Annotated in this window: 20 protein-coding genes; 7 read left to right on the forward strand and 13 right to left on the reverse strand. The window is 71.1% G+C overall.

Features of this window, described 5'->3' with window-relative positions; genetic code table 11:
* Positions 1–7 precede the first annotated feature (7 nt).
* Entirely contained in the window at positions 8–532 is a 525-nt protein-coding gene (locus tag WDJ58_RS06595) for a hypothetical protein (protein WP_338916854.1), read from the reverse strand.
* A 290-nt stretch (positions 533–822) separates the two neighbouring features.
* Here WDJ58_RS06595 and WDJ58_RS06600 point away from each other — a divergent pair, with 290 nt between their 5' ends.
* A complete protein-coding gene (locus WDJ58_RS06600) occupies positions 823–2,586 on the forward strand; it encodes a DUF4013 domain-containing protein (protein ID WP_338916855.1) in 1,764 nt (587 codons plus the stop codon).
* Positions 2,587–2,741: 155 nt separating this feature from the next.
* Here the strand turns inward: WDJ58_RS06600 and WDJ58_RS06605 are convergent, their stop codons facing one another.
* From WDJ58_RS06605 to WDJ58_RS06645, 9 genes are all read right to left on the reverse strand, one after another.
* Complete coding sequence (locus tag WDJ58_RS06605; protein WP_338916857.1) at positions 2,742–3,410, reverse strand: cupredoxin domain-containing protein; 669 nt, start codon at positions 3,408–3,410, stop codon at positions 2,742–2,744.
* 151 nt (positions 3,411–3,561) lie between these two features.
* A complete protein-coding gene (locus WDJ58_RS06610; RefSeq protein ID WP_338916858.1) occupies positions 3,562–4,146 on the reverse strand; it encodes a hypothetical protein in 585 nt (194 codons plus the stop codon).
* A gap of 250 nt (positions 4,147–4,396) precedes the next feature.
* A complete protein-coding gene (locus WDJ58_RS06615; RefSeq protein WP_338916859.1) occupies positions 4,397–4,951 on the reverse strand; it encodes a metal-dependent hydrolase in 555 nt (184 codons plus the stop codon).
* A gap of 13 nt (positions 4,952–4,964) precedes the next feature.
* Positions 4,965–5,906 (reverse strand): SAM-dependent methyltransferase, encoded by a 942-nt coding sequence (locus WDJ58_RS06620; RefSeq protein WP_338916860.1) that lies wholly within the window; start codon positions 5,904–5,906, stop codon positions 4,965–4,967.
* Entirely contained in the window at positions 5,903–6,313 is a 411-nt protein-coding gene (locus tag WDJ58_RS06625; protein WP_338916861.1) for a 6-pyruvoyl trahydropterin synthase family protein, read from the reverse strand. The genes WDJ58_RS06620 and WDJ58_RS06625 overlap by 4 nt, the downstream gene beginning before the upstream one ends.
* Positions 6,310–7,326, reverse strand: a complete 1,017-nt coding sequence (locus tag WDJ58_RS06630; RefSeq protein ID WP_338916863.1) for a zinc-dependent alcohol dehydrogenase — start codon at positions 7,324–7,326, stop codon at positions 6,310–6,312. The genes WDJ58_RS06625 and WDJ58_RS06630 overlap by 4 nt, the downstream gene beginning before the upstream one ends.
* Positions 7,327–7,335: 9 nt before the next feature.
* Entirely contained in the window at positions 7,336–8,091 is a 756-nt protein-coding gene (locus WDJ58_RS06635) for a GTP cyclohydrolase IIa (protein ID WP_338917821.1), read from the reverse strand.
* 35 nt (positions 8,092–8,126) lie between these two features.
* Entirely contained in the window at positions 8,127–8,939 is an 813-nt protein-coding gene (locus tag WDJ58_RS06640) for a CDP-alcohol phosphatidyltransferase family protein (RefSeq protein WP_338916865.1), read from the reverse strand.
* Complete coding sequence (locus WDJ58_RS06645) at positions 8,936–10,930, reverse strand: aldo/keto reductase (protein ID WP_338916866.1); 1,995 nt, start codon at positions 10,928–10,930, stop codon at positions 8,936–8,938. Before WDJ58_RS06645 ends, WDJ58_RS06640 begins: the two co-directional genes overlap by 4 nt.
* Positions 10,931–11,258: 328 nt before the next feature.
* On the opposite strand from WDJ58_RS06645, the gene WDJ58_RS06650 reads away from it, so the two are divergent.
* The 3 genes from WDJ58_RS06650 to solA all read left to right on the forward strand — a co-directional run bounded on the left by WDJ58_RS06650 (position 11,259) and on the right by solA (position 14,036).
* Positions 11,259–12,365: a glycosyltransferase gene (locus WDJ58_RS06650; protein ID WP_338916867.1), complete on the forward strand. Its 1,107-nt coding sequence runs from the start codon at positions 11,259–11,261 to the stop codon at positions 12,363–12,365.
* 26 nt (positions 12,366–12,391) lie between these two features.
* Positions 12,392–12,769 carry a DUF7475 family protein gene (locus WDJ58_RS06655; RefSeq protein WP_338916868.1) on the forward strand — a complete coding sequence of 126 codons (378 nt, stop codon included), beginning with the start codon at positions 12,392–12,394 and terminating at the stop codon, positions 12,767–12,769.
* Positions 12,770–12,911: 142 nt separating this feature from the next.
* Complete coding sequence (gene solA / locus WDJ58_RS06660) at positions 12,912–14,036, forward strand: N-methyl-L-tryptophan oxidase (RefSeq protein ID WP_338916869.1); 1,125 nt, start codon at positions 12,912–12,914, stop codon at positions 14,034–14,036.
* Positions 14,037–14,159: 123 nt separating this feature from the next.
* Here solA and WDJ58_RS06665 read toward each other — a convergent pair whose 3' ends face one another.
* Positions 14,160–14,342, reverse strand: a complete 183-nt coding sequence (locus WDJ58_RS06665; RefSeq protein ID WP_338917909.1) for a hypothetical protein — start codon at positions 14,340–14,342, stop codon at positions 14,160–14,162.
* A gap of 119 nt (positions 14,343–14,461) precedes the next feature.
* A complete protein-coding gene (locus WDJ58_RS06670) occupies positions 14,462–15,091 on the reverse strand; it encodes a hypothetical protein (protein WP_338916870.1) in 630 nt (209 codons plus the stop codon).
* Between the two features lie 212 nt (positions 15,092–15,303).
* On the opposite strand from WDJ58_RS06670, the gene WDJ58_RS06675 reads away from it, so the two are divergent.
* The 3 genes from WDJ58_RS06675 (at position 15,304) to WDJ58_RS06685 (ending at position 19,279) form a co-directional block, all read left to right on the forward strand.
* Positions 15,304–16,671, forward strand: coding sequence for an endonuclease/exonuclease/phosphatase family protein (locus WDJ58_RS06675; RefSeq protein WP_338916871.1), 1,368 nt, complete (start codon positions 15,304–15,306; stop codon positions 16,669–16,671).
* Between the two features lie 94 nt (positions 16,672–16,765).
* Positions 16,766–17,950 carry an NAD(P)/FAD-dependent oxidoreductase gene (locus tag WDJ58_RS06680; RefSeq protein ID WP_338916872.1) on the forward strand — a complete coding sequence of 395 codons (1,185 nt, stop codon included), beginning with the start codon at positions 16,766–16,768 and terminating at the stop codon, positions 17,948–17,950.
* Between the two features lie 168 nt (positions 17,951–18,118).
* Positions 18,119–19,279, forward strand: a complete 1,161-nt coding sequence (locus tag WDJ58_RS06685) for a pyridoxal phosphate-dependent aminotransferase (RefSeq protein WP_338916873.1) — start codon at positions 18,119–18,121, stop codon at positions 19,277–19,279.
* A 48-nt stretch (positions 19,280–19,327) separates the two neighbouring features.
* Here WDJ58_RS06685 and WDJ58_RS06690 read toward each other — a convergent pair whose 3' ends face one another.
* Positions 19,328–20,461, reverse strand: coding sequence for an iron-containing alcohol dehydrogenase (locus tag WDJ58_RS06690; protein WP_338916874.1), 1,134 nt, complete (start codon positions 20,459–20,461; stop codon positions 19,328–19,330).
* Between the last annotated feature and the right edge of the window lie 398 nt (positions 20,462–20,859).

Raw genomic sequence — 20,859 nt, forward strand, 5'->3', positions numbered from 1 at the left:
TCGCCTCTCAGGAGTCGTCCGTGCACGTCAGCGACGAGTGCAGCGATCCATCCGAGTGGATCCTGAGCGCGAGGTCGGTGCTCCCCGCGTCCGCGGCGCAGCGGACCACGCCGGCACCACGGATACGCGAGGGGCCGTCCGTCGGGAGCACGAAGTAGACGACGGTGGCGTTCGCGGGAACGGCGTCGATCGTCGCGCCGATACCCTCCGCCGGTCCGACGGTGAACGTCCGGGACGGCTCCTCGGTGCCGGTCGCGTCGACCGCCGTCGCGTTCCGGAGCGCCGTCGGCGGGAGCGCGTCGAACGAGCGAACCTCGTACCGTGCGGTCGACCCGTTCTCGTACGTGACCTCGATGCCATCGATCCGGGCCGGAACGGCGGTCACCCTGACCTCGTAGGTCGCGTCGTGTTCGTTCGATACGGAGACCGAGAGGCTGTGGTCCGCGGCTGTCGGCGTCCCGCCGCCGGAGTAGCCGGCACACCCCGCGAGGGCGACGAGGATCGCCACGAGAAGGTGATGGGCTCGGACCATACCGACGCTACCGGAACGAGCTGACTACACTCCGTCGGTTCGTCCGCTGGCGAAGCCGGAAAGTATCGCGGCCGAAAGCTCGACCCGACTCGACGGAAGGCCGCGGGTCCCCTGGGGGGATGGGCCCCGGCGGCGAGCCCGGCGTCGTTCTCGTGGCCCAACCCTCCGACCGCGGGTGATCGCCGGCATCTCACGCGTCGGGTGCCCGGATCGCCTCGTGTGCCGGCGGAGCTGTCCGAGCAGCCGAACGACCGTGTCTCTTCATGTCCTCCGGGCGTCTCCCCCGTCGTATGGCGGACGAACGCAGCGGGTGGTCCAGACTGCTCGAACTGGACGCCAGCACGTACCTGCTCGGCGGTGCGCTGCTGTTCTACGGTCGGGGCTCGATCGTCCTCCTCCCGTTCGTATTCGGTGTCCTGGTCCGGGTGGTCGACTCCGGACGATCCGACGACGAGCGGCCGGTGTTCGATCGCTGGTTCGACCTCCTCCACGACGGTGCCCGGGTGCTCGTGATCCTGTTCGTCTACCTGATCGTCCTCCCGACCGCCGTCCTCGTGCTCGTCAACACCGAACTCGTCGAGGAGGGTATCGTCACGGAACTGGTCCTGCAGTCGATCCTGAACCCGCTGTCCGTGACCATCGCGTTCGGGCTCCTGACGAGCATCGCCCTCGGGCGGCTCGGCCCGACCGGCGGGGGCGATCCCGTCGTGGAGGCGATCAGCGTGGGAGCGACCAGCTACAGCATCGGCACCGTCGAGCCGCTCGTCCTCTTCGCCGTGCTGTTCTACCTCTATCCGGCGGCTGTGCTTCGGTTCGTCGACGAGCGGACGCTGTGGGCGGCTTTCGACCTCGCCTCACTGCGGTCGATCGTGCTCGACCCGGAGTACCCCGTTCGGTGGGTCCTGTTCGCGGTGCCGACGGTCGGATCGCTGTACCTCCTCTCCGAACAGGTGTTCCTCGGGCCGAGGGCGGGTGAGATCCTCTCCGTTGAGTGGAGTATCGTCCTCTCGAACGAGGTCGGGGAGCTCGTCGTGTTCGCGATGTCCGTCGCGAGCTTCTCCCTCCTCGTGGTCGCCCACGTCGCACTGGGTCACTTCGACGCGTCGTCCCGCCTGCGGACCGCGAAACGGTACCTCGAGCGGCACGACGCGGCCGTTTTCACGGTCACGCTCGGCGGCGTGCTCCTGAGCCTGGGGTTCTCCGTGTCGTTGCTCCTGGTGGCGGGGTACCTGTCGCGGGTGATCGAGCACGCGATGGACGGGAACGAGGGATACCCCTCGTTCACGCCGTGGCGAGGTCTGCTCGCCCCCGGGCTCCGCGCGCTCGTACTCTGGCTGGTCTGCGGTATCCTTCCCTGGACGATACTGGTGCTCGGTCAGCGGCCGGGGGACTTCGCGCGGGAGTTCTCGCCGGACGCCGGAGCTGCCTCGACCGGCCTCTCGCTGACGGATCACGCCGTCGCGAACACCGTGATCGGCTTCTCCGGGCTCCCCATCGGATCGCCGGTCGCGTACCAGTTTGACCGACTCGGCGGGGACGTCCTCGGCGCTCTCGGCGTGGCCGTCAGGTCGCGGGCCCCGTACCTGATTTCCGATCCGTGGAGCGTTCCGTCGGTCGTCCTGGTGACGTTCGTTCTCTCGACGCTCCTCGTCTGGGTCGTGTTCCCGGCCGCGATCGTCCCCGGTCGGGCGAAACGGGCGAGCGACGGGTCGGTGCTCGGACGGTTCCCACTCCTCCGATCACTCCGACTGTACCGTGCCGCCGAGTTCCGGCGGGCCTGGGTCCGTGCCGCCGGCTACTGGGTGGTCGGTGGGCTCCCGCTCGTGGGCTGGTACGTCTGGCGGCGGCACGACATCGTCCGGAACCCGCAGTACCGCGAACTGACGTTCATCGGCCTCCCCTCGCTCGACGTCTCCCTGGCCGTTCCGACCGGACTCAGCGTGCTGAGTATCCTCTTCCTGTTGAGTGCGTCCGCGTTCGGTTTCTACTCCCTGGTGAAGGCGTACCTCGGACTGGGAGCCGCCCTCCGGCAAGCAGCCCCCGGAGACCGGTAGCCTCCGCCGGTCTCCCGGCCTCGGCTCGGTCGTACTCCGCATCCTCCGCCTCGGAGCTGCCGCCACGGGACAGTCGGGCGAGCCGCGGCCGCGGGGAGGACCCCCGCCCGCGGAGCCCCCGGGTTCGCGCGTCCTCTGTCGACACCGGGACGTGGTCAGGCGTTGCCGCTCGTGTTGCCCATCGGCGGCCGAGTGGGCGTCGACGTGGGGAGGTCCTCGGTGACCACGATCCGACCCACCTCTCCCGGGGAGTGCACCGCACACACGTAGTCGAACGAGCCCGGCCGTGTGAACGAGACCGTCACGCTCGCACCGGCGGCCAACTGTCGGTCGATGCGCAGTCGCGGGACCGTGAAGGTGTGGTCCTCGGAGTCGGCGTTCTCGACCGTCAGGTCCGTCCCCGGTTCGACGGCGGTCACGAGGGGCTGGAACTCGACACGGCGCGACTGCAGGAATCCCGACGTGTCCCGCAGTCGGATGCGGGCCGCCGCCACCGGGGCCGCGGCGTCCACCTTTGCCCACTCGTAGTCGGGGTACGCCTCCCGTGCCGTCGGCGGTTCCGGCGTGCGGGTCGCTGTCGCCGTCGGTGTTGGCTCGCGTGTCATGGTCGGGGACGCCTCGTCCGACGTCGTCGGGGGAGCCGTCGATACTGTCCTCGCCGTCGTCGTCGGACGCTCTGCCGTCGCCGTCGGCGTCTCGGTCGGCGTGGGTGACTGCTCCTCCTCCGTGACGAGCGCTCCACCGTCGTCCTGCGCCGCGACGCATCCCGCCCCGAGCGAGCACGCGATCGTCGCGGTCGTCCCGAGGTACGTCCGACGGTTCATACCCCTACTGAGTTCCTTTCTATAATGAACTTTAACCATGGTGTAGGTCGAACGAACGACCGAACGCTCCGATACAATCACGGCGTCGGGGGCTCGTTCGGTCGGCGGCGGTTCCGAGGCGACGAGCGGAGCCGATTCACCGGACCAGAGTTCACCGTAGCCGACTCCGTCCCCCCTCGCCGGCCAGCATCGTCCTGACCCCCTCCCCGACGAGGAGCCGATCGAGGGCGTAGGCCGCCGTCTCGAAGGAGACGAAGAAGACGACCATCACGGCGAACGCGGCGAGGTCGAACGCGCCGCCGTCGAGCGCCGCGACGACGCGGATCAGCGACACCGCCGTCTCGATCGCGGGTTCGAACGTCCACGCGGCGACGAGCCCCCCGACGGCCAGCAGGGCGACGTACGCGAGCGTCTGCGTCTCGGAGGGGATAGCAGGGGACCAGAAGCTCTCGCGGGTGTCGCCGTCGACGACACCGAGCGCGGCGAGCTGACGGCGGGCCTGATCGAGGGCAGTCGTGACGAGGACGAACCAGAGGAACGCGGCGAGCCCCAGGCGGATGAGCGACGCCGATACGTCGAGGACGCCCGGGATGACGTCGACGACTGTCGGCGTCGCACGGTCCACGACGACGTAGAACAGGACGTAGCCGAGGACGGCGTCGACGGGTCCGTAGGCGGGGACGGAGCGCCGTCTCCGGGGAGCGGTGCGGGTTCCGGAACCGACGTGTGCGTTCATGGGCGTAGAGACGTCCTCCGGGCGCATCAAGTGGCGTGGCGATTCCCGGGTGGCGAGAGCGAGTCACCGAGCGGGCCTGGGAACACTCGGGTCTTCGATTCGCGTCGAGCGCTCGCGTACCCTCTTTCCCCGGTCGAATCTTCCGGCCTTCGACCGGCGTCCCGTGAGCTGTGAGCACGAGCGCGGTATCGGCCGATCCGAGCCCCCGGGTAGGTCGGAGGCGTGGCGACTGCGTCGACCGTTCTACCGATCAGACGACCCGCTCGAAGTACGGAACGAGCCGGCGACGGAGCAGCGTGTACACCGCGGCCATCCCGAGGAGCCCCCCGAGCACCAGCCGGACTGGGCCGTCGTACACCACGAGCACGGGCAGGCTGGCGGCGACGGCGACGAGCAGGTCCCGCGGGGAGCCGTCGTAGGGGACGACGTAGCGGGCCTGCCACCACCGGCCGCCGACGTGGTCGTAGACGGCGTCGGTGTTGGTCCGCTCCCAGGGCCGAAGCTCCTCTCCCGCGCCGAGCGCGTCGCTGGCGCTGTGGACGCCGAGACCCACGAGGGCGAGGGCGGCCCCCACCGTCAGTGGGGTCGTGACGAGCAGGGCGAGCCCCACGGCGGGCACCGCCAGCGCGGGACCGACGACCGGGAAGTGGAGCGTCCGCCGGTGGACGCCGACGAACAGGTCCAGGTCCGGGAGCGCCCCGCCGACGAACGCGCCGACCGCGGCGGGTCCCGCGAGACTCGGTTCGACCAGCGCCACCGGGACGGCGAACAGGAGCGCGACCGCGACGTGCGTGATGACCATCATCGTCGGTCCTCGGCTACCCCCGGGGGCTCCAGAGCACGTCGTAGTTGTGTGCGACGTAGGTGAGTTCGCCGGCGCGGAGCTGCCGCCGCCGGGTCTCGAGCCACTCCGGGCCGCCCTCGACGTCGTCGAGCGCGTCCGCGACGAAGCGGAGGATGCACGCGAGGAAGTACCGCTCGTCCGCGGGGTAGCGCCCGTCGACCGGGCGGACGATCCAGTTCGACGCGCCGACGGCGTGGATCCGGTCGCCGCGCTCGCCGAGTCGTTCGAGGAGGTGCCGCCCCGCGCGGACGTCGCGACCGGGGGTCGAGTCGATGTCGCGGTGGAAGGCCTCGATCACCCGCTCGTCGGCCGGATGCCCGGGCAGGAACGCCGTCACGCCGTCGAACGTGACGGGCGCGTAGGCGAGTCCGTCGGGCGAGAGCGCGTGCTCGGCGGCGTCGAGCGCCGAATCGAGGGGGACGAGGTCGAGGAACGACTGGGCGAGCAGGAGGTCGGCACCCAAACCGGCGTCCGACTCCCCCGGCTCCGAGGCCGCCTCCGGTCCCGCGGAGGGGAGCCGTCGCAGTGCATCGCCGATCTCGAAGACGACCTCGACTCCCTCTACCCGACACCCCTCGGTCGTCCCGACCGCTTCGTACCCGCGCCGGCGGAGCACGCGCGAGACGAGGTGGCGGGCGAACGGCACGATCCCGGTATCGGTGTCGACCCCGCGGTACGACGCTGGCGTGACGCCCCACTCGTAGAGCGTGGGGACGGACAGCCCGGCTCCGCATCCCGCCTCGACCACGTGCGGGTGGTCGGGGAGCGCACGGAGGAGCCGTTCCCGGACCCGGCGGTCGCGCGCACGGTCGTCGACCGACCGCTTGGCCGTGAGGTACCGCCGGCGCGCGTGGTGGTGGCCGGACGGGTCCTCGTCACTCCGTCGTCCCCCCTCCGCCCGGCTTCCGTCGCTCATTCCAGCACTCGCTCGTGGCTCGCCCACGCGAGGTCGTCCTCCCACATCCGGACGACCAGCCGGGTCGGCGTCGGGTCGTCGAGGGCGTCGGCGAGCCGGTCGCCGAACAGCTCCGCGAACCGCTCGACGCTCGGGTTCCGGTCGCCGAACTCCGGCAGGTCGTTCAAGAGGGCGTCCCGGTAGCGGGACTCGAGGTCGTCGAGTATCGCCTCGACGGCGTCGATGTCGACGAGGTAGCCGTAGTCGCCGAGCTCCGGCCCGGCGAACTCCACCTCCGCGGTGAACTCGTGGCTGTGGACCTCACCCTCGGGTCCCGGGTCGGGGACCGTGAGGACGTGCTGTGCGATGAACTGACGGCGGACCGTCAGGCGGTGCGGCTCGGTCGGTGGTGTCGGTTCGTCGGTCATCGGTAGGTGAGGACGACGTGGGGGCCGTCGACGCCGCCGGCGTCGAGGCGTCGGTACGCCTCGGTGGCCTCCTCGAACGGGACGGTCCCGCCGTGGAGTGCGTCGGTTTCGAGCGAGTCCAGGTGATCGAAGGCGACGTCGAACCGTCGCTGTCTGTTCCAGCGACCGCGGAGCGACGGGTCGATCGTGCTGACCTGGCTCGACTCGACGCTGATCCGCTCGCGGTGGAACGACCCTCCGAGGTCGATCGCGGCGCGCCTGGAACCGTACCACGAGCCGACGACGACCCGTCCGTCGTAGCCGACCGTCCCGATGGCCGCGTCGAGCGTCGATGGTTCGCCCGAGAGTTCGTATACGAGGTCGGCACCCCTGGCGTCGTCGTCTCCGTCGTCGGCGAGAACCGAGCCGACCTCCCCGGGGGCGACGGCCCGATCGGCACCCAGCGTCTCGGCCAGTTCGCGGCGCTCCGGAACCGGTTCGACGACGACGAACCGGTCGAGCGGGAACCCCGAGAGGAGGTGGACGGTACAGAGCCCGACCAGTCCGGCTCCGAACACGACGACCCGCTCGCCGATCCGCGGGTGGCCGTCGAGGACCAGGTTGGTGGCGGTCTCGACGGAGGGGAGCAGCGTCGCCGCCGCCGCGGTGGTCCGCTCGCGGATCGGGACCACCCGATCGGGCGTCGTTCGGAAGCGATCGGCGTGGGGCTCGAACGCGAACACCCGGCGGCCGAGCCAGTCCTCGTCGACCGCCTCGCCCGTCCCGACGACCTCGCCGACCGCGGCGTACCCGTACCGGAGTGGGTACTCGAACTCGCCGTCGAGGGCGTCGATGGTCGCGTCGACCTCCACGCCCTCCGGGAACTCGCCCCGATAGACCAGGAGCTCCGAACCGGGACTGATGCCCGACGCGACCGTCTCGACCAGCAGTTCGTCGCGGTCGGGACGGCCGATCGTCTCCGTCCGTATCTCGACGGTCTCCGGCCCGCTGAAGTAGAGGACTCGTGCATCCATCGGCTCGATTCAGTCGTCCGCGGCCTCCCACGGGCCGTGGATGCGGTCGCCGGTCTCGCGACACTGTTCGAGGGCGTGTTTCGCGTCGTCGCCCGCCGCGTGGGCGGTCGGCCCGTGGCCGACGCCGACCTGTAGCTCGACGCCGGTCCGCTCGTGGACGTGCTCCCGGGCGGCGTCGAGATCCCGGCGATCCAGCGGTGGACAGACCGCGATGACGTTGTCGCCGCCGACGAACTGCGTGACGGCGTCGTGCTCCTCGCGCAGGTGTTCGCCCAGATCCAGGGCGACCCGGCGTATCGTGTGGGTCGCCCGGGCGGGCGAGACGCGGTCGGTGAACTCGCCGGTCGCGTCGACCAGGTCGAAGTGGGCGACGGTCACCGTTCCGGGCGAGGCTCCGTCCTCGGTTCGGTGGCCGAGCACCTCCCGTCTGTCGGGTCGCTGTGCGCTCCCCGCCTCACGGAGGACCCCGCCGGCCGCGTCCAGCGCCGCGGCCGGCGTGGGTGCGGTCCCGACGCCGACGCTGACCGTAACGGGGTAGCGGTTGCGGACGCGCTCCTGGAGCCGCTCGAACGTCTCTGGGGGGATTCGGTTCGCGACGCCCACCATGTTGTCGAACCGGCCGGTGAACGCGTAGCCGTCGCGGTCGCCGAGGAAGTCCGCGACGGTGGCGAACAGCCGGGCCTGCAGCGCCTGGAGATCCGTCTCGCGGCGGGGCGCCGGGCTCGTGGTCCACGGCCCGTAGTCGTCGATCTGCACGGCGGCCATCCGCACGCCACCGTCGCGAGGTTTGGTCACATCTGTCATGATAGCTCCGAGATATCTTTAGCCTTCGCCTTGCGGAACCCCCTCGTCACCGCGAGGTAGTCCCGGAGGAAGACGGCGAGCGACGGGAGCATGACGAGGGTCGCGGCCGGCCAGACGAGGTCGGTCGGCGTGACCGGCAGCAGGGCCACGGTGATGAACACCATCTGGAGGGCGGCCAGCGGCCGCCGGACACGGCTCTCGGGGAGGTCGCCGACCGGCTCGCCGCGGAGCCGCCGCAGCCAGCACCCGAACCTGAACAGGTACCTGGCCGCCGAGATCGAGAGGTACCAGACCGGGAGCTGACCCCAGACGACGCCGACGAGCGGGGCGACGAGGAACCCGAGGGTGTCGAACGCCATGTCGAGGCGCTCGCCCAGCACCGTCCGCCTGCCGAGGGTCCTGGCGACGAGGCCGTCGAGCCGGTCCAGCAGGACGCCGGTCCCGTAGAACAGGGCGGGGATCCACTGCCAGGCGCTCCCCGTGGGTGGGACGACGAGCAGGAACCCGGCGACGCTCGCGTAGAGCCACCCCCGCGCGATGGTGAGCCCGTTCGCGAGGCCGAGCGTGGGATGTATCCGCGCACCGCCGTCGGTGACCGGGCCACGCTCGGGGGTGTAGTTCAGGTCGAGCGACCGCCGGAGGAACCAGAGCGTGTAGCCGATGGGGACGGCCGCGGCGACGAGCCACATCACTGCGACGGCGGCGTCGAACGCCCGCGTCTTCGCGAGGACGACACACGCCGTCGCGAGGACCGTGAGGAGCGCCACCCGCCACCACCGTCGCCGGAGCCCGGTCGGTATGTGGGTCATCGTTCGAACCCCGGCTCTGCGAGCGCGTCCAGCCGCGTCATCTCGTCCGCGCCGAGCCGGTGCCGGGCGGCGGCCAGGTTCGACGTCGCGTGTTCGGGGTCGGTCGTCGAGGGGATGGGGACCACGCCGCGCCGGACGTTCCACGCGAGCACCACCTCCGCGGGCGTCGCGTCGACCTCCTCCGCGACCGCCTCGATGACCGGGTCCGAGCGCAGTCCCGGCGCGGAGAGCGGGGAGTGTGCGACCACGCGGATCCCCCGCCGGTGGCACCAGCGGACGAGGTCCGTCCGGGGCCGGTACGGGTGGCGCTCGACCTGGACCAGCGACGGCGGGATTCGGGCGTCGTCGACGAGTCGGGCCAGTTGCGGGAGCGTCACGTTACACACCCCGAGCGTCCGTGCCAGCCCGCGGTCGTGGAGCCGCTCCATCCGCTCCCAGGTCTCGGCGAGAGTGTGTTCCGCTCGGACCGGGTCGCCGTCCCCGTCGGTGGGAAAGGTACGCCGCTCCTGCTCCTCGACGGGGAGCCGCGAGAGCTCGCGGAGTTCGCCCCGGTGGGCCCACGCGTCGGGCCAGTGGAGCGCGTAACAGTCGAACGTCTCGACGCCGAGTTCGTCGAGCGACCCCTCGCAGGCAGCCCGGAGGTTCCCCGGACCGTGGCTGGTCCGCCACGGCTTGCCGAGCAGGAAGACGGCCTCGCGGTCCGGACTGCCGCGCCCGGAGAGCAGCGAGCCGAGCCGCCACTCGTTGCCGTAGAGCTCCGCGGTGTCGAACAGCCGGTAGCCGGCGTCGACGGCCGCCCCGAGCGCCGGGGAGACGTACTCTCCGTCGCGGTAGCGCGAGCAGCCGAACCCGACCGGCGGGAGCCGGATCGCGGCGCGCTCGGCGTTCCTGTATTCCCGAGGTGGGGGGCGGACCGGCGGCGGGTCACGCGGCAGGGGGTCGACGGACACCTCGCCGTCGACCTCGACCGGCCGTCCCTCGCTCGCGGCGCGCTCGATGGCCCCACAGACCGCGACGACGTGTGCGCCGCGGCGCGCGCTCTCCCGGACCTGTCGGCCGCGCTCGACGGCGCGGGCGAGCCGCTCGGGGCCGGCGAGGTGCGGGCGGTCGAGCTCGGGTGTCGGATCGGGCGCGACCGTCGGGTCGCGGTCCCCGCCGCGGACGGTCACGGCGTCCCGGGTCGCCGAGAGTGCGCCCGTGTCGTCGAGGTAGAGCGTCCCGTCGTCGCCGTGGAGTTCGAGACCGTAGAACTCCCTACTCCGGTGGTCGACGTAGAAGCTCGCCCGCAGGGCGACGACCGGTCCGTCCGCGAACTCGACGGTCGCCTCGACGTGGGGCGGAGCCCTCGACTCCTCGTGGCTGGCCCCGTACGCGGACGGGTCGTCTCCGGGTCGGATATCGAGCGCGTCGGCCCGCCGGACCCGCTCGACCTGCCCGAACCAGGCGATGAGCAGCGAGAGGGGGTAGACGGCACCGTCGTACAGCGGTCCGACGTCGAGGAAGGAGTCGGGTCGTTCGTGCCACTCGCCGACGCGGCCGACGTTCGCGGTCGCGCTGGCGAACCGGACCGGCCCGAGTCGCCCGTCCGAGAGGAGGGAGTGGGCGTGTCGCTGGGCGTCCGCGAGGTGGTTCTCCGGCGCACAGGCCAGCGAGAGGCCGCGCTCGCGGGCCGTCCTGACGAGCCCCGCCGCCGTGTCCGCGTCGAGCGCGAGCGGCTTCTCGGAGAAGACGTGTCGTCCGGCGTCGAGACACGCACGGGTGACCGGCCCGTGAGCGGCGTGACTGGTCAGGTTCACGATCAGCGGTGCCGACCCGGCGGCCAGCATCGTGTCGAGGTCGGTGTAGGCCGTCGCAGTCTCGCAGCGCGCGGCGAGCCGCTCGGCCCGGTCGGCGTCGAGATCACAGACGGCGGTCAGTCGGAGTGGCGACTCGGAGAGGTCTGCGGCGTACTGCTCCGCGACGCTTCCCGCACCGACGAACGCGACCTTCACCCCCGCTTATACGTACACTGTTGTCAAATAATCCGGTGTAGCGGTTCGCAGTGCCGGGAGTCCACGATGTCGTCCCTGCCGGGCCGGCCACGACCTCGCCAGTCTCGGGTAGCGCGTCGGCACACTCCGGCTCGGAGCCGTTCGACTCGGCGAGGAAACTCACGGTCCGGCGGCGTCGTTTCCGGCCCGTAACAGTGACTGTCGCTGACCCTCGCGACGCTCGACGTGGGCGGCGGCCGGTGCGCACCTCGGCGCTCCCGACCCTGCCGTCGTCGGTAGTCGCTTCCCCGGCCCCGTAGTTGAAAGCGGTGGAGGGCGAGGGGGGGCCATGGCACGGGTCGCGGTGTTCCACAACACCCTCGACTTCCGCGGCGGGGCCGACGCGGTCTGCGTACACACCTGTGCTGCGCTGGCCCGCGACCACGAGGTCACGCTGTTCACCGCCTCGACGGCCGATCCGGGCACGGTGGCCGACCGGTTCGACGTCGGGTTCGACGCCCGGGTCGTCCAGCCTCCTGGCGGGCGGGCGCTGGCCGCGGGGCTCGGGGCGCTCGGTCCCTACGTCGGCCCACAGCTAGCGGCGCGGACGGTCCTCCTGCGGTCGTTCCTCCTGCGGCGCGTCGACGCGTACGATGCCGTCGTGAGCACCGCCAACGAGCTATCGCTCCCCGTCCCGTCAGTACAGTACGTCCACTTCCCACAGTTCCACCTCCGCCGGACGGACGCGGCCGAGTCGGGTCGGCTGAATCCGTTGTGGAGTCGGCTGGCCGCGCCCGGTCGGGCCGAACTCGATAGTTCGATACGGCTGGTCGCGAACTCCGCGTGGACCGCCGGCGTCGTCGAGGAGGTGTACGGCACGCGGCCGGCGGTCTGTCACCCCCCGATCGACGCCGTCGACGGCCGTTCGTGGGACGACCGGGCGGATGGGATCCTCGTGCTCGGCCGTATCGCCCCGGACAAACGAACGCTCGACGCGTTCGAGGTGGTCGACCGACTCCGGGCCCGGGGCTACGACCTGTCGTGTCACGTCGTCGGGTCGGCACCGGCGTCCTACCGGGAGTACGTCCGGACGGTTCGACGGACCGCCGCCGCCCGATCGTACGTCACGGTCGAGACCGACGCCACCCGCGAGCGAGTCGAGGAACTGCTCGGGCGCTACCGCTACGGGCTCAACACCAAACCACGGGAACACTTCGGGATGGCCGTCGCCGAGTACGTCGCGGCCGGGATGCTCCCGTTCGCCCCCGCGGACGGGGGACAGGCGGACGTGCTGGCCGGCGACGAGCGACTGCTGTTCGACGGGATCGGCGAGGCGGTCGACCGTATCGCGGCCGCCATCGAGGCGGATCTCCGGCCGTTCCTCCCGCGGGACCGGTTCGGCCGCGACCGGTTCGCCGCCGAGATGCGCGAGCACCTGTCGACGACCCTGAAGTAGAAGACGCTGGAGCGCCATGGGATGATATGGCAACCCGAGACTCCACCTCCCGCGGGACGGGACTGGCCCTGGCGACCGAGTCGATGACACTCCTGCACTGGGCCGGCGTCGTCCTGGCGGTCGTCACCGGCGTACTGCACCTCGTCTTGGGCGTCTCGTTCGGACTCAGCGGGTTCGGGATCAGCTTCGTCGTGGCCGGCCTCGGCTTCCTCGTGGGGGCGGCGGCCGTGCTCGTCGACTACCGGCGGCGACTGGTCTACCTCCTCGGCATCCCGTTCACGCTCGGACAGATCGTCATCTGGTACTTCGTCAACGCGCCGGATTTCTCCCCGCTGGGCATCTTCGACAAGGTCGTCCAGGTGGCGTTCGTCGTCGTGCTCGTCGTGCTGTACCGGCGAGGCTGAACCGGCCGTCGGGATCCCGTCCCGCGGGAACGGGAATCGTCCGCCCGTCGCGGTGTGAGACGATCCCGTGGGATGCTCGCTCCGCCACGTTCCGCGCCCGACGGACCGAACATATACGACCCGCCGCCGCGAGCGGGCGGGTGTGACCGAACGACACGACGCCATCGTGGTCGGGGTCGGGGGCGTCGGGAGCGCGGCGACCTACCACCTCGCCGACCGTGGCCTGGACGTCCTCGGCATCGAGCGGTTCGACGTCCCCCACACGCGGGGCTCCTCGCACGGGAGCACGCGGATCATCCGCCGGGTCCAGCACGAAGGAGAGGCGTACGTCCCGCTCGTCGAGCGGGCCTACGAGCTGTGGCGCGACCTCGCAGCGCACACGGGCCGTGACCTGCTCCACGTCACCGGCTCGGTCCACGCCGGGCCTCCCGAGACGGGCGTGGTCGAGGAATCACGTGAGGCCTGTGACGCCCACGGGATACCCTACGAGACGCTCTCCAGCAGTGACGTAAACGAACGGTTCCCGGGATACGACCTGCCCGACGGGTTCGGCGCGGTGTACCAGGACGACGGCGGGTTCCTCGCCTGCGAGCAGTGCACCATCGCGCACGTCGAGGCCGCACACGAGGCGGGTGCCACGGTGCGAGGACGCGAGCGGGTGCTCGACTGGTCGGAGACGACCGACGGCGTCAGGGTGCGGACGGACAAGGGCCGGTACGCCGCCGACGAACTGGTCGTGACCGCCGGGCCGTGGACGCGGGAGCTGGTGCCCGAACTCGCCGCCGAGGCCGTCCCGGTCCGGGCGGTGATGGCGTGGTTCCAGCCGGAGGAGCCCGAACTGTTCGCCCCCGATCGGTTCCCGGTGTTCGTCGTCCGCGACGCCGAGGGCGGCGGGTACGGGTTCCCACGGCACGACGTCCCGGGGTTCAAACTCGGGGTGAGCGACCCGACTCCGGTCGTCGACCCGGACGCGATGGACCGCGAGCCGACGCGGGCCGAGGAGGAACTCCACCGCCGGTTCGCAGAGCGGTACTTCCCCGCCGGGGCGGGCCCGACGGTCGGGCTGTCGACCTGCATCTGGTCGATGAGCGGGGACGAGCACTTCGTGCTCGGCCGCCCCGACGGGTACGACGCCGTCACGGTCGGCGCCGGCTTCTCGGGCCACGGGTTCAAGTTCGCGAGCGTCACGGGCGAACTGCTCGCGGATCTCGCGGCCGAGGGCGAGACCGACCACGAGATCGGGCCGTTCGACGTGAACCGGCTCTGAGCGGTGGACGAGCCCGACCGCCCCCACCTACCACGAACAGCCGCCACCGAGGGATCGGCGAATCGTCCCCGACCGCGCTCGACGGCACGGACGAGTCGGACGGTACCGGACTCGGACCGGGGCTCAGGAACCGGACAGCGCCGAGATCGCCTCGGAGACGTCGTCCCGCCGGATGTAGAGGATCACGAGCCCGGGGACGAGCAGGCCGACGCCCCACCACACCGAATCGCCGGGGATCGCCCAGAGGACGAGGCTCACGATCCCGGCCGTCACGAGCGACCAGCCGATCGTCGTCTGATATGCCACGTTGGCGCCTCGGCCTCGCGCCGGTTATCCCCGATGGTGTGGTGTGGACGGCGGTCCGGTGTGGACGTCCGACAGGGGCGGTGGAGGTCGCCGATGGTAGCGGCTCGACGGGCCCCGTCTCAGATCGCCGCCGTCGGCTCGGTCCCGTCGTCGGTCGGCTCCGCCGTCGGCTCGTCCCCGTGCAGGGGATCCTCGTCGATCCGCGCCGGCTCGCCGTCCAGGTACCGGTACTCGTACTCGACGCCGTTGGCGTCGAAGATGTCGCGCAGTGCCTCGGCACCGCGACGGATCTCGAGACCGACGTGCTCGACGTGCGGCCGCGGGTACTCCGTCGGCTCGAGCTCGAAGTGGGGCGCGAGCTCGAACGTCGGCCCGTCGAACCCCGCCTCGGGGCCGTGGAGGTACCCCCGGATGTGGACCTGCCACCACTCGAACCCGAGCGGGTGATCGGAAACGTACTCGACCCGGCGGAGGTTGAGCGTCTCGTTTCGGTAGCTGTAGGAGATCTCCCAGCCCGGCTCGAAGTACTCTCGGCCGAGGAGTTCGACGAGCTCCTTCTCGGTCATCGAGACGAAGAACGCGGGGTTCCGGGGCTTTGGCTTCGTGAAGATCGTCTTGCGCATCCACCACAGGGCGAACTTCGCCATCTTCAGCGGGCCCTCCGGCAGGTGGCGGATCCGCTCCAGGTCCGTCGAGATCTCCGTCTCGTCCTCGCGCAGGAAGTGCGGGATCAGGCGCTCCGGAATCATGCCTTATTAATAACTCGGTATTGCTTAAATTTATCGCCGGTCTGAACTGACGGCCCGACCCGCTCGGGGGAGCCCGCACGGAGCCCGCCTTTGGATCGCGAACCCGTACCGACGAGCGGCGGGCGCTCCCGCCGACGGGCATCCCTCCCCGGTCGCGTCCGGCCACAAGAGCGAAACCCCGGCGACGCCGACACCCGACGTAGGACGACCGCATGTCCGAGGACCCTCCATCGCCGATCACCCGCCGGGCCGTGCTCGGTAGCGCCGCGGGACTGACGGCCGTCGCGTCCCTGACCGGCCGGTCTATGGCCGCCCAGTCCGCCACGACGAGGCCCACAGTCCTGACCCGGAACGTATACCTCGGCGTCGACCTCTTCCGGCTGTTCCGGGCGGAGTCGGCGGCGGCGTTCCGCCGCATCGCCGGCGAGTTGCTCGAATCGGTCGACCCCGACGTCTACGAGGCCCGCGCCGACGCCATCGCGGGGGAGGTCGCGGCCACCGACGCGGACGTCGTCGCCCTGCAGGAGGCCGCGCTCCTCCGGACGCAGCGGCCGGGTGACTTCGGCTCGGCGTCCCCGGAGCCGGCCACGGACGTCCTCGTCGACTTCCTGGGCCTCGTCGAGTCCGCGCTCGCTGACCGGGACCTCGACTACGAGGTGGCCGCCGTGACGACCACGACAGACGTCGAACTCCCGGCGGACGCGGACGGGAGGCAGGTCGACGTCCGGCTCACCGACCGGGACGCGATCCTCGTCCGGGGCGACCTGGAGACCGCCGACGCCACGGCGGAGACGTTCGAGACGTCGCTCCCGCTCCCCCTTCCCGGGGGCGACCGGACGGTCTCGCTCGAACGGGGCTACTGCGCCGTGGACGTCACCGTGGACGGCGTGGCGTTCCGTGCCGTCTCGACGCACCTCGAATCGGTCTCGCCGGAGGCCCGGCTCGGGCAGGCCCGGGAACTCCTGGCGGCGCTCCCCGACGACCGGCCGGTCGTCGTCGGGGGGGACTTCAACAGCGGGCCGGGTACCGACCCCGGGACGTACGAACTCCTGACCGCCGAACTCGGCGACGCGTACGCCGTCCTCGGCGGGGACTCGGGCGGCGGGGAGGACGGAGAGGGGTTCACCTGCTGTCAGGCGTCGAGCCTCCGGAACGACCGGTCCCGGCTCGACGAGCGGATCGACGCCCTGCTCTACCGGGGTCGTGTTCGACCGGTGGACCTCGGTCGCATCGGCCACCGGCCGGAGGACCGTATCGAGGTGCGGATCGACGGCGGGACGGTTCGGCTCTGGCCCTCCGACCACGCGGGCGTCGTCGGGACGTTCGAGGTCGCAGCCCCGACCCCGACGGTCACGCCGACCGCGACCCCCACGTCGACCGCCATGGGTGAACCGACCGCCACGGGGACACCGACTCCCGCGAACGAACGGACCGCGACGACCACCGCCGAGCGGACGCCCACGGAGCCGTCGAGTGAAGGGACGCCCGTCACCACGTCGGACGGGTCGGGGCCCGGGATGGGTGTCCTCGCGGCGCTCGCGGGCCTCTCGGGGGCCGTCGCCCGACTGCGCCGCGACTGAGCCGTCCGGCACGGGGCCGTCCTGACACCGAAGGAGGCCGCGACGAGGAGCGACCGGGGAATGAGTTATCGCACAGGGGCGTCCCGGGCCACGTATGGCCACTCGCTACGCTATCGTCGGTGGCGGGATCGTCGGAGCGAGCGTCGCGTACCACCTCGGCGAGCGAACCGACGACCCGATCGTCCTGTTCGAGCGGGGGTCGCCGGCCGCCGAGACGACCGCCAGGTCGGTCGCCCAGTACGGGTTCTACGGCGACGAGACGCAGTACCGGATGAAACGCTACGGGATGGAGCTCTACAACGAGTTCTTCCGTGACCCGAGGGCCGATCCGGCGTACACCACGATGGGGATCCTCCTCGTGACGACCGAGGAGGAGAACGCGGCGGCGTTCCGACGCGCCGTCGAGCGAGGCGGCGACGAGGCGCTCGGGAAGATGGGGATAGGGTTCGACCGCGACCCGGTCGAGTACGTCCCCGGCGACGAACTGGAGGAGACGCTGCTGCTCCCGCTCGTCGACGCCGGGATCGTCTCCGGTGCGCTGTTCCGGCCGAAGGTCGGGTACATGGCCCGCCCCCGGGAGCTCGCCTTCGAGTTCCTCGAACGGGCGCGTGAGAACGGCGTCACGATCCAGTCCGACACCGGGGTCGCCGGGATCGAGACAGAGGGCGGAGGCGTAACCGGCCTGCGGACAGTCGGCGGCGAGCGGGTGGAGGCGGACGAGGTGATCTGCGCCGCCGGGCCCTGGAACCTCGACGTCGCCGAGTCGGTCGGTGTCGACCTGCCGGTCCGGCACACGCTCGCCCCGATCCTGCAGGTCGATCCTCCCGACCAGCCCGACTACAGCATGCCCGTCGTGAGCCACTACGAGTCGCCGTTCGCGTTCCACCGCCGGCGCGAGGACGAGTTCCTCATCGGGTACAATCCCGGCGGATACGAGGAGGGGACCAGATACGACCCCGGATCGGTGGGCGAGACGGTCCCGGCGGGGATCCGCGAGGAGGGTCTCGCGCTCGCGGCGGAGCTTGCTCCCGACCTGGCCGACGGGGAGGTCGTCGACGAGTGGGTCGGCGTCCGGTCGGTCACGCCGGACGGGAACCCGGTCGTCGGGTGGACCGAACTGGAGGGGTTCTCGATCGCGGCGTTCCACACCTCCGGGATCCAGCTCGCGCCCGCGGTCGGCGACGTGATCGCCCGACAGCTCGTGGACGGTGAACCCACCGAGCACTACGACGCGCTCTCGATCACCCGGTTCGAGGGGTACGCCGACCACCGGTCGTGAACGACGTTCGAGCCCGCGCGTTGCGGCGAGCGGCTTCGCACGGCGAGACGGGCACCGTGCGATGGTCCTCGGTGAGTCGCTCGGACACTCGGAACCGCCCGTTCCCGGGACCGTCGGCGCGTCCGCGAGATGCGGTGGGACTTTGACGGACGACTCCCGTCTCCCGTCATGACGCGAATCGAGCGCGGCGAGGTCGGGAGCGCCCGGGTGTCGGGCACCCGGGAGTCGGTCATCCGGGAGATGACCCGTGAGGCCCACCGCCACGACGCCATCAACCTCTCGCAGGGGATCCCCGACGAGAGCGAGACGCCCGAGCGGGTGAAGGAGGCGGCGGTCGAGGGGATCGCCGAGTCGAGCCAGTACACGATCACCTGGGGGCTCCCGGCGCTCCGGGAGGCGGTCGCCGAGCGGTACGCCGACTGGAAGGGGGTGCACTACGATCCCGAGCGCGAGGTGACGATCACCAGCGGGACGAGCGAGGCCGTCGTCTCCTCGATGCTCGCGCTCTGTGACCCGGGAGACGGCGTGATCTACTTCGAGCCGACCTACGAGTCGTACATCCCGGCGACACAGTTCGCCGAGGGGCGACCGCTCCCGATCGACATCACCGACGGCCTGGCGATCGAGGAGGGGCCGCTCCGCGAGGCCGCGGCCGAGGCGTCGATCCTCGTGCTCAACCACCCGCACAACCCGACCGGGACGGTGTTCACCCCCGAGGAACTGGAGCTGGTCGCCGAGGTCGCCCGCGAGGAGGACCTGATCGTCCTCACCGACGAGATCTACGAGCACATCGTCTACGCCGACGACTACCGCAGCCCCGTCGAGGTCGGCGACCTCGCCGAGCGGACGGTGGTCTGTACGGGGCTGTCGAAGACGTACAGCGTCACCGGCTGGCGCGTCGGGTTCGCGCTCGCGCCGGAGCCGCTGTCCGCGGAGCTCCGGAAGGTCCACGACTACACCAGCATCTGTGCGCCGACGCCCTTCCAGCACGCGGGGGTGGAGGCGCTGTCGATGCCTCCCGGGTACTACGACGAACTCGCGGCCTCCTACCGGGAGCGCCGAGATCTGCTCTGTTCGGGGCTGCGCGAGGCCGGCCTCGACCCCGTGGTGCCGGACGGTGCGTACTACGTCGTCGCGCGCTACCCGACCGACGAGGCGGACACGGCGTTCGCGAAGCGACTGGTCCGGGAGGCCGGGGTCGCGACGGTGCCGGGGAACAGCTTCTACACCGAGACGGACGACAGCGGCTGGGTGCGGTTCACCTTCTCGCGGAACGAGGCGACCATCGAGGACGCGCTCTCCCGCCTCGAAGCGGGACGCTGGTGGTGAGCGGGCGCGACGCCCCCCGCGGTTGTCGGATCCCGGATTCCGAGCCGCTCACATCGCCTCGATCGTCCTGATAGCGTCCTGCACCCCCTCGTAGGATATCTCGCGCTCGACGAGGTCGTAGTCCGCCCCGTCGTCGATCGCCCTCGCCAGATCCGAGACGACCCGCTCGTCGACCGCCGTCAACCCGAGGGATTCGAGGGAGAGCTCCGGTCCGAACGACTCGTACCACTCCTTCAGTTCGGCCACCCTCCCCTCGCCTTCGCCCATCAGTAGCTGGAAGAGCAGAACCCCGTACGCGACCCGCTCCCCGTGGTAGGAGCGTTCGCGCACGGCGTCGTCCTCCCGCAGGCGGTAGCAGAAAACGTGTCCGAGCAGCAGGTGGGACTGACCGCCCAGCAGGCCCGCTGTCAGCCCCGGACCCGCGATGCAGGCGTCGATCACGTCTTCGACGGTCTCGGTCAGTTCGCCCCGTTCGCACGCCGCGATCGCCTCGACCGCGTCGTCGCGCAGACAGGCGCGGTACGACTCCTGGGCGACCCCCGTCCCCCACTGTGCCGGCTTCCGCATCTCCCCTTCCGGGATGTAGGCGGTCTCGAAGTGCTTCGCGGTGGCGTCCATGACGCCCGCGGCCAGGAGGCGGGACGGTGCCCGTGCGATGATCCCGGTGTCGACCAGCACCCACTCGGGACACCGCGAGAGCCGCACCGCGCCGAGGTGCGAGCCGTCCTCGTCGTAGACCACCGAGAGCGGGGTCCACGCGGCGCAGGTCGAGGCGACGGTCGGCAGGAGCGCAACGGGGCAGTTCCCCTCGGCGATCAGCTTCGCCGTGTCCAGGGCCTTCCCCCCGCCGAGGCCGACGAGGACGTCAGGGTCCACCTCCTCGACGACCTCCCGGTACTCACTCACCCGGTCGGGGGTGCACTCCCCTTCGAGCGTGACAGCCTCGTACTCGACGCCAAGCGTGTCGAGGCTCCGTTCGACCTCCCCCCGGGCGACGTCGAGGGCCGTCTCGCCTCCGGCGATCAGCACGTTCGAGAGGTCGTCCTCGGTCCCGAGGTAGTCGTGGAGGTCCGCCGCGATCCCGTCCCCGGTCGTGTAACAGCCCGGCGCGATCCTGAGGCCCGCCTCGCGGCTCTCCGGACCCAGGTCGGCGAGTCGGTCGTCGGCTCCCTCCCCGGGCATCACCCGGGCACCTCCCTCGCTCCGGTGGATCGGCTCCCGTCGGCGGTCATGGGCGACCCTCGTCGCTGCGTTCCATGAGTCTTCGGTCGTCACGCCGGGGTCGGGCCCGACCCGCCGGCCACGCGCTGGCGGGTGCCCCGTCCTCGACGGCGCCCAGTCGCTCGTCCCGGAACGTGAGGAGCGTCGCGTCCACGATCGCGGTGCCCATCCCTGTCCCCGAATCTGCGGTGGCAACGGTTTGACATCCTCCTGCGCCTGAAGACGCAGGAATCCCGAGCGTTGGGAGTTTCAGGCTCGCAACCATGTCTCTGCCACTTTTCGGGAACCCGTTTAACCCAGCCATCGTGGACAGTGGCTGACTGGCGGTACCAAACCGCCGTTACTCTTATCCTCGGCGT

The sequence above is a fragment of the Salinirubellus litoreus genome (assembly GCF_037335815.1).
Lineage (GTDB): Archaea > Halobacteriota > Halobacteria > Halobacteriales > Haloarculaceae > Salinirubellus > Salinirubellus litoreus.

Coding starts and splice junctions, on each gene's coding strand:
- WDJ58_RS06595 (WP_338916854.1), bottom strand. CDS start 532: ATGGTCCGAGCCCATCACCTTCTCGTGGCGATCCTCGTCGCCCTCGCG.
- WDJ58_RS06610 (WP_338916858.1), bottom strand. CDS start 4,146: ATGAACGCACACGTCGGTTCCGGAACCCGCACCGCTCCCCGGAGACGG.
- WDJ58_RS06690 (WP_338916874.1), bottom strand. CDS start 20,461: ATGCCCGGGGAGGGAGCCGACGACCGACTCGCCGACCTGGGTCCGGAG.
- WDJ58_RS06605 (WP_338916857.1), bottom strand. CDS start 3,410: ATGAACCGTCGGACGTACCTCGGGACGACCGCGACGATCGCGTGCTCG.
- WDJ58_RS06670 (WP_338916870.1), bottom strand. CDS start 15,091: ATGATTCCGGAGCGCCTGATCCCGCACTTCCTGCGCGAGGACGAGACG.
- WDJ58_RS06600 (WP_338916855.1), top strand. CDS start 823: ATGGCGGACGAACGCAGCGGGTGGTCCAGACTGCTCGAACTGGACGCC.
- WDJ58_RS06630 (WP_338916863.1), bottom strand. CDS start 7,326: ATGGATGCACGAGTCCTCTACTTCAGCGGGCCGGAGACCGTCGAGATA.
- WDJ58_RS06635 (WP_338917821.1), bottom strand. CDS start 8,091: ATGGCCGCCGTGCAGATCGACGACTACGGGCCGTGGACCACGAGCCCG.
- WDJ58_RS06675 (WP_338916871.1), top strand. CDS start 15,304: ATGTCCGAGGACCCTCCATCGCCGATCACCCGCCGGGCCGTGCTCGGT.
- WDJ58_RS06655 (WP_338916868.1), top strand. CDS start 12,392: ATGGCAACCCGAGACTCCACCTCCCGCGGGACGGGACTGGCCCTGGCG.
- WDJ58_RS06615 (WP_338916859.1), bottom strand. CDS start 4,951: ATGATGGTCATCACGCACGTCGCGGTCGCGCTCCTGTTCGCCGTCCCG.
- WDJ58_RS06620 (WP_338916860.1), bottom strand. CDS start 5,906: ATGAGCGACGGAAGCCGGGCGGAGGGGGGACGACGGAGTGACGAGGAC.
- WDJ58_RS06685 (WP_338916873.1), top strand. CDS start 18,119: ATGACGCGAATCGAGCGCGGCGAGGTCGGGAGCGCCCGGGTGTCGGGC.
- WDJ58_RS06640 (WP_338916865.1), bottom strand. CDS start 8,939: ATGACCCACATACCGACCGGGCTCCGGCGACGGTGGTGGCGGGTGGCG.
- WDJ58_RS06625 (WP_338916861.1), bottom strand. CDS start 6,313: ATGACCGACGAACCGACACCACCGACCGAGCCGCACCGCCTGACGGTC.
- WDJ58_RS06650 (WP_338916867.1), top strand. CDS start 11,259: ATGGCACGGGTCGCGGTGTTCCACAACACCCTCGACTTCCGCGGCGGG.
- WDJ58_RS06680 (WP_338916872.1), top strand. CDS start 16,766: ATGGCCACTCGCTACGCTATCGTCGGTGGCGGGATCGTCGGAGCGAGC.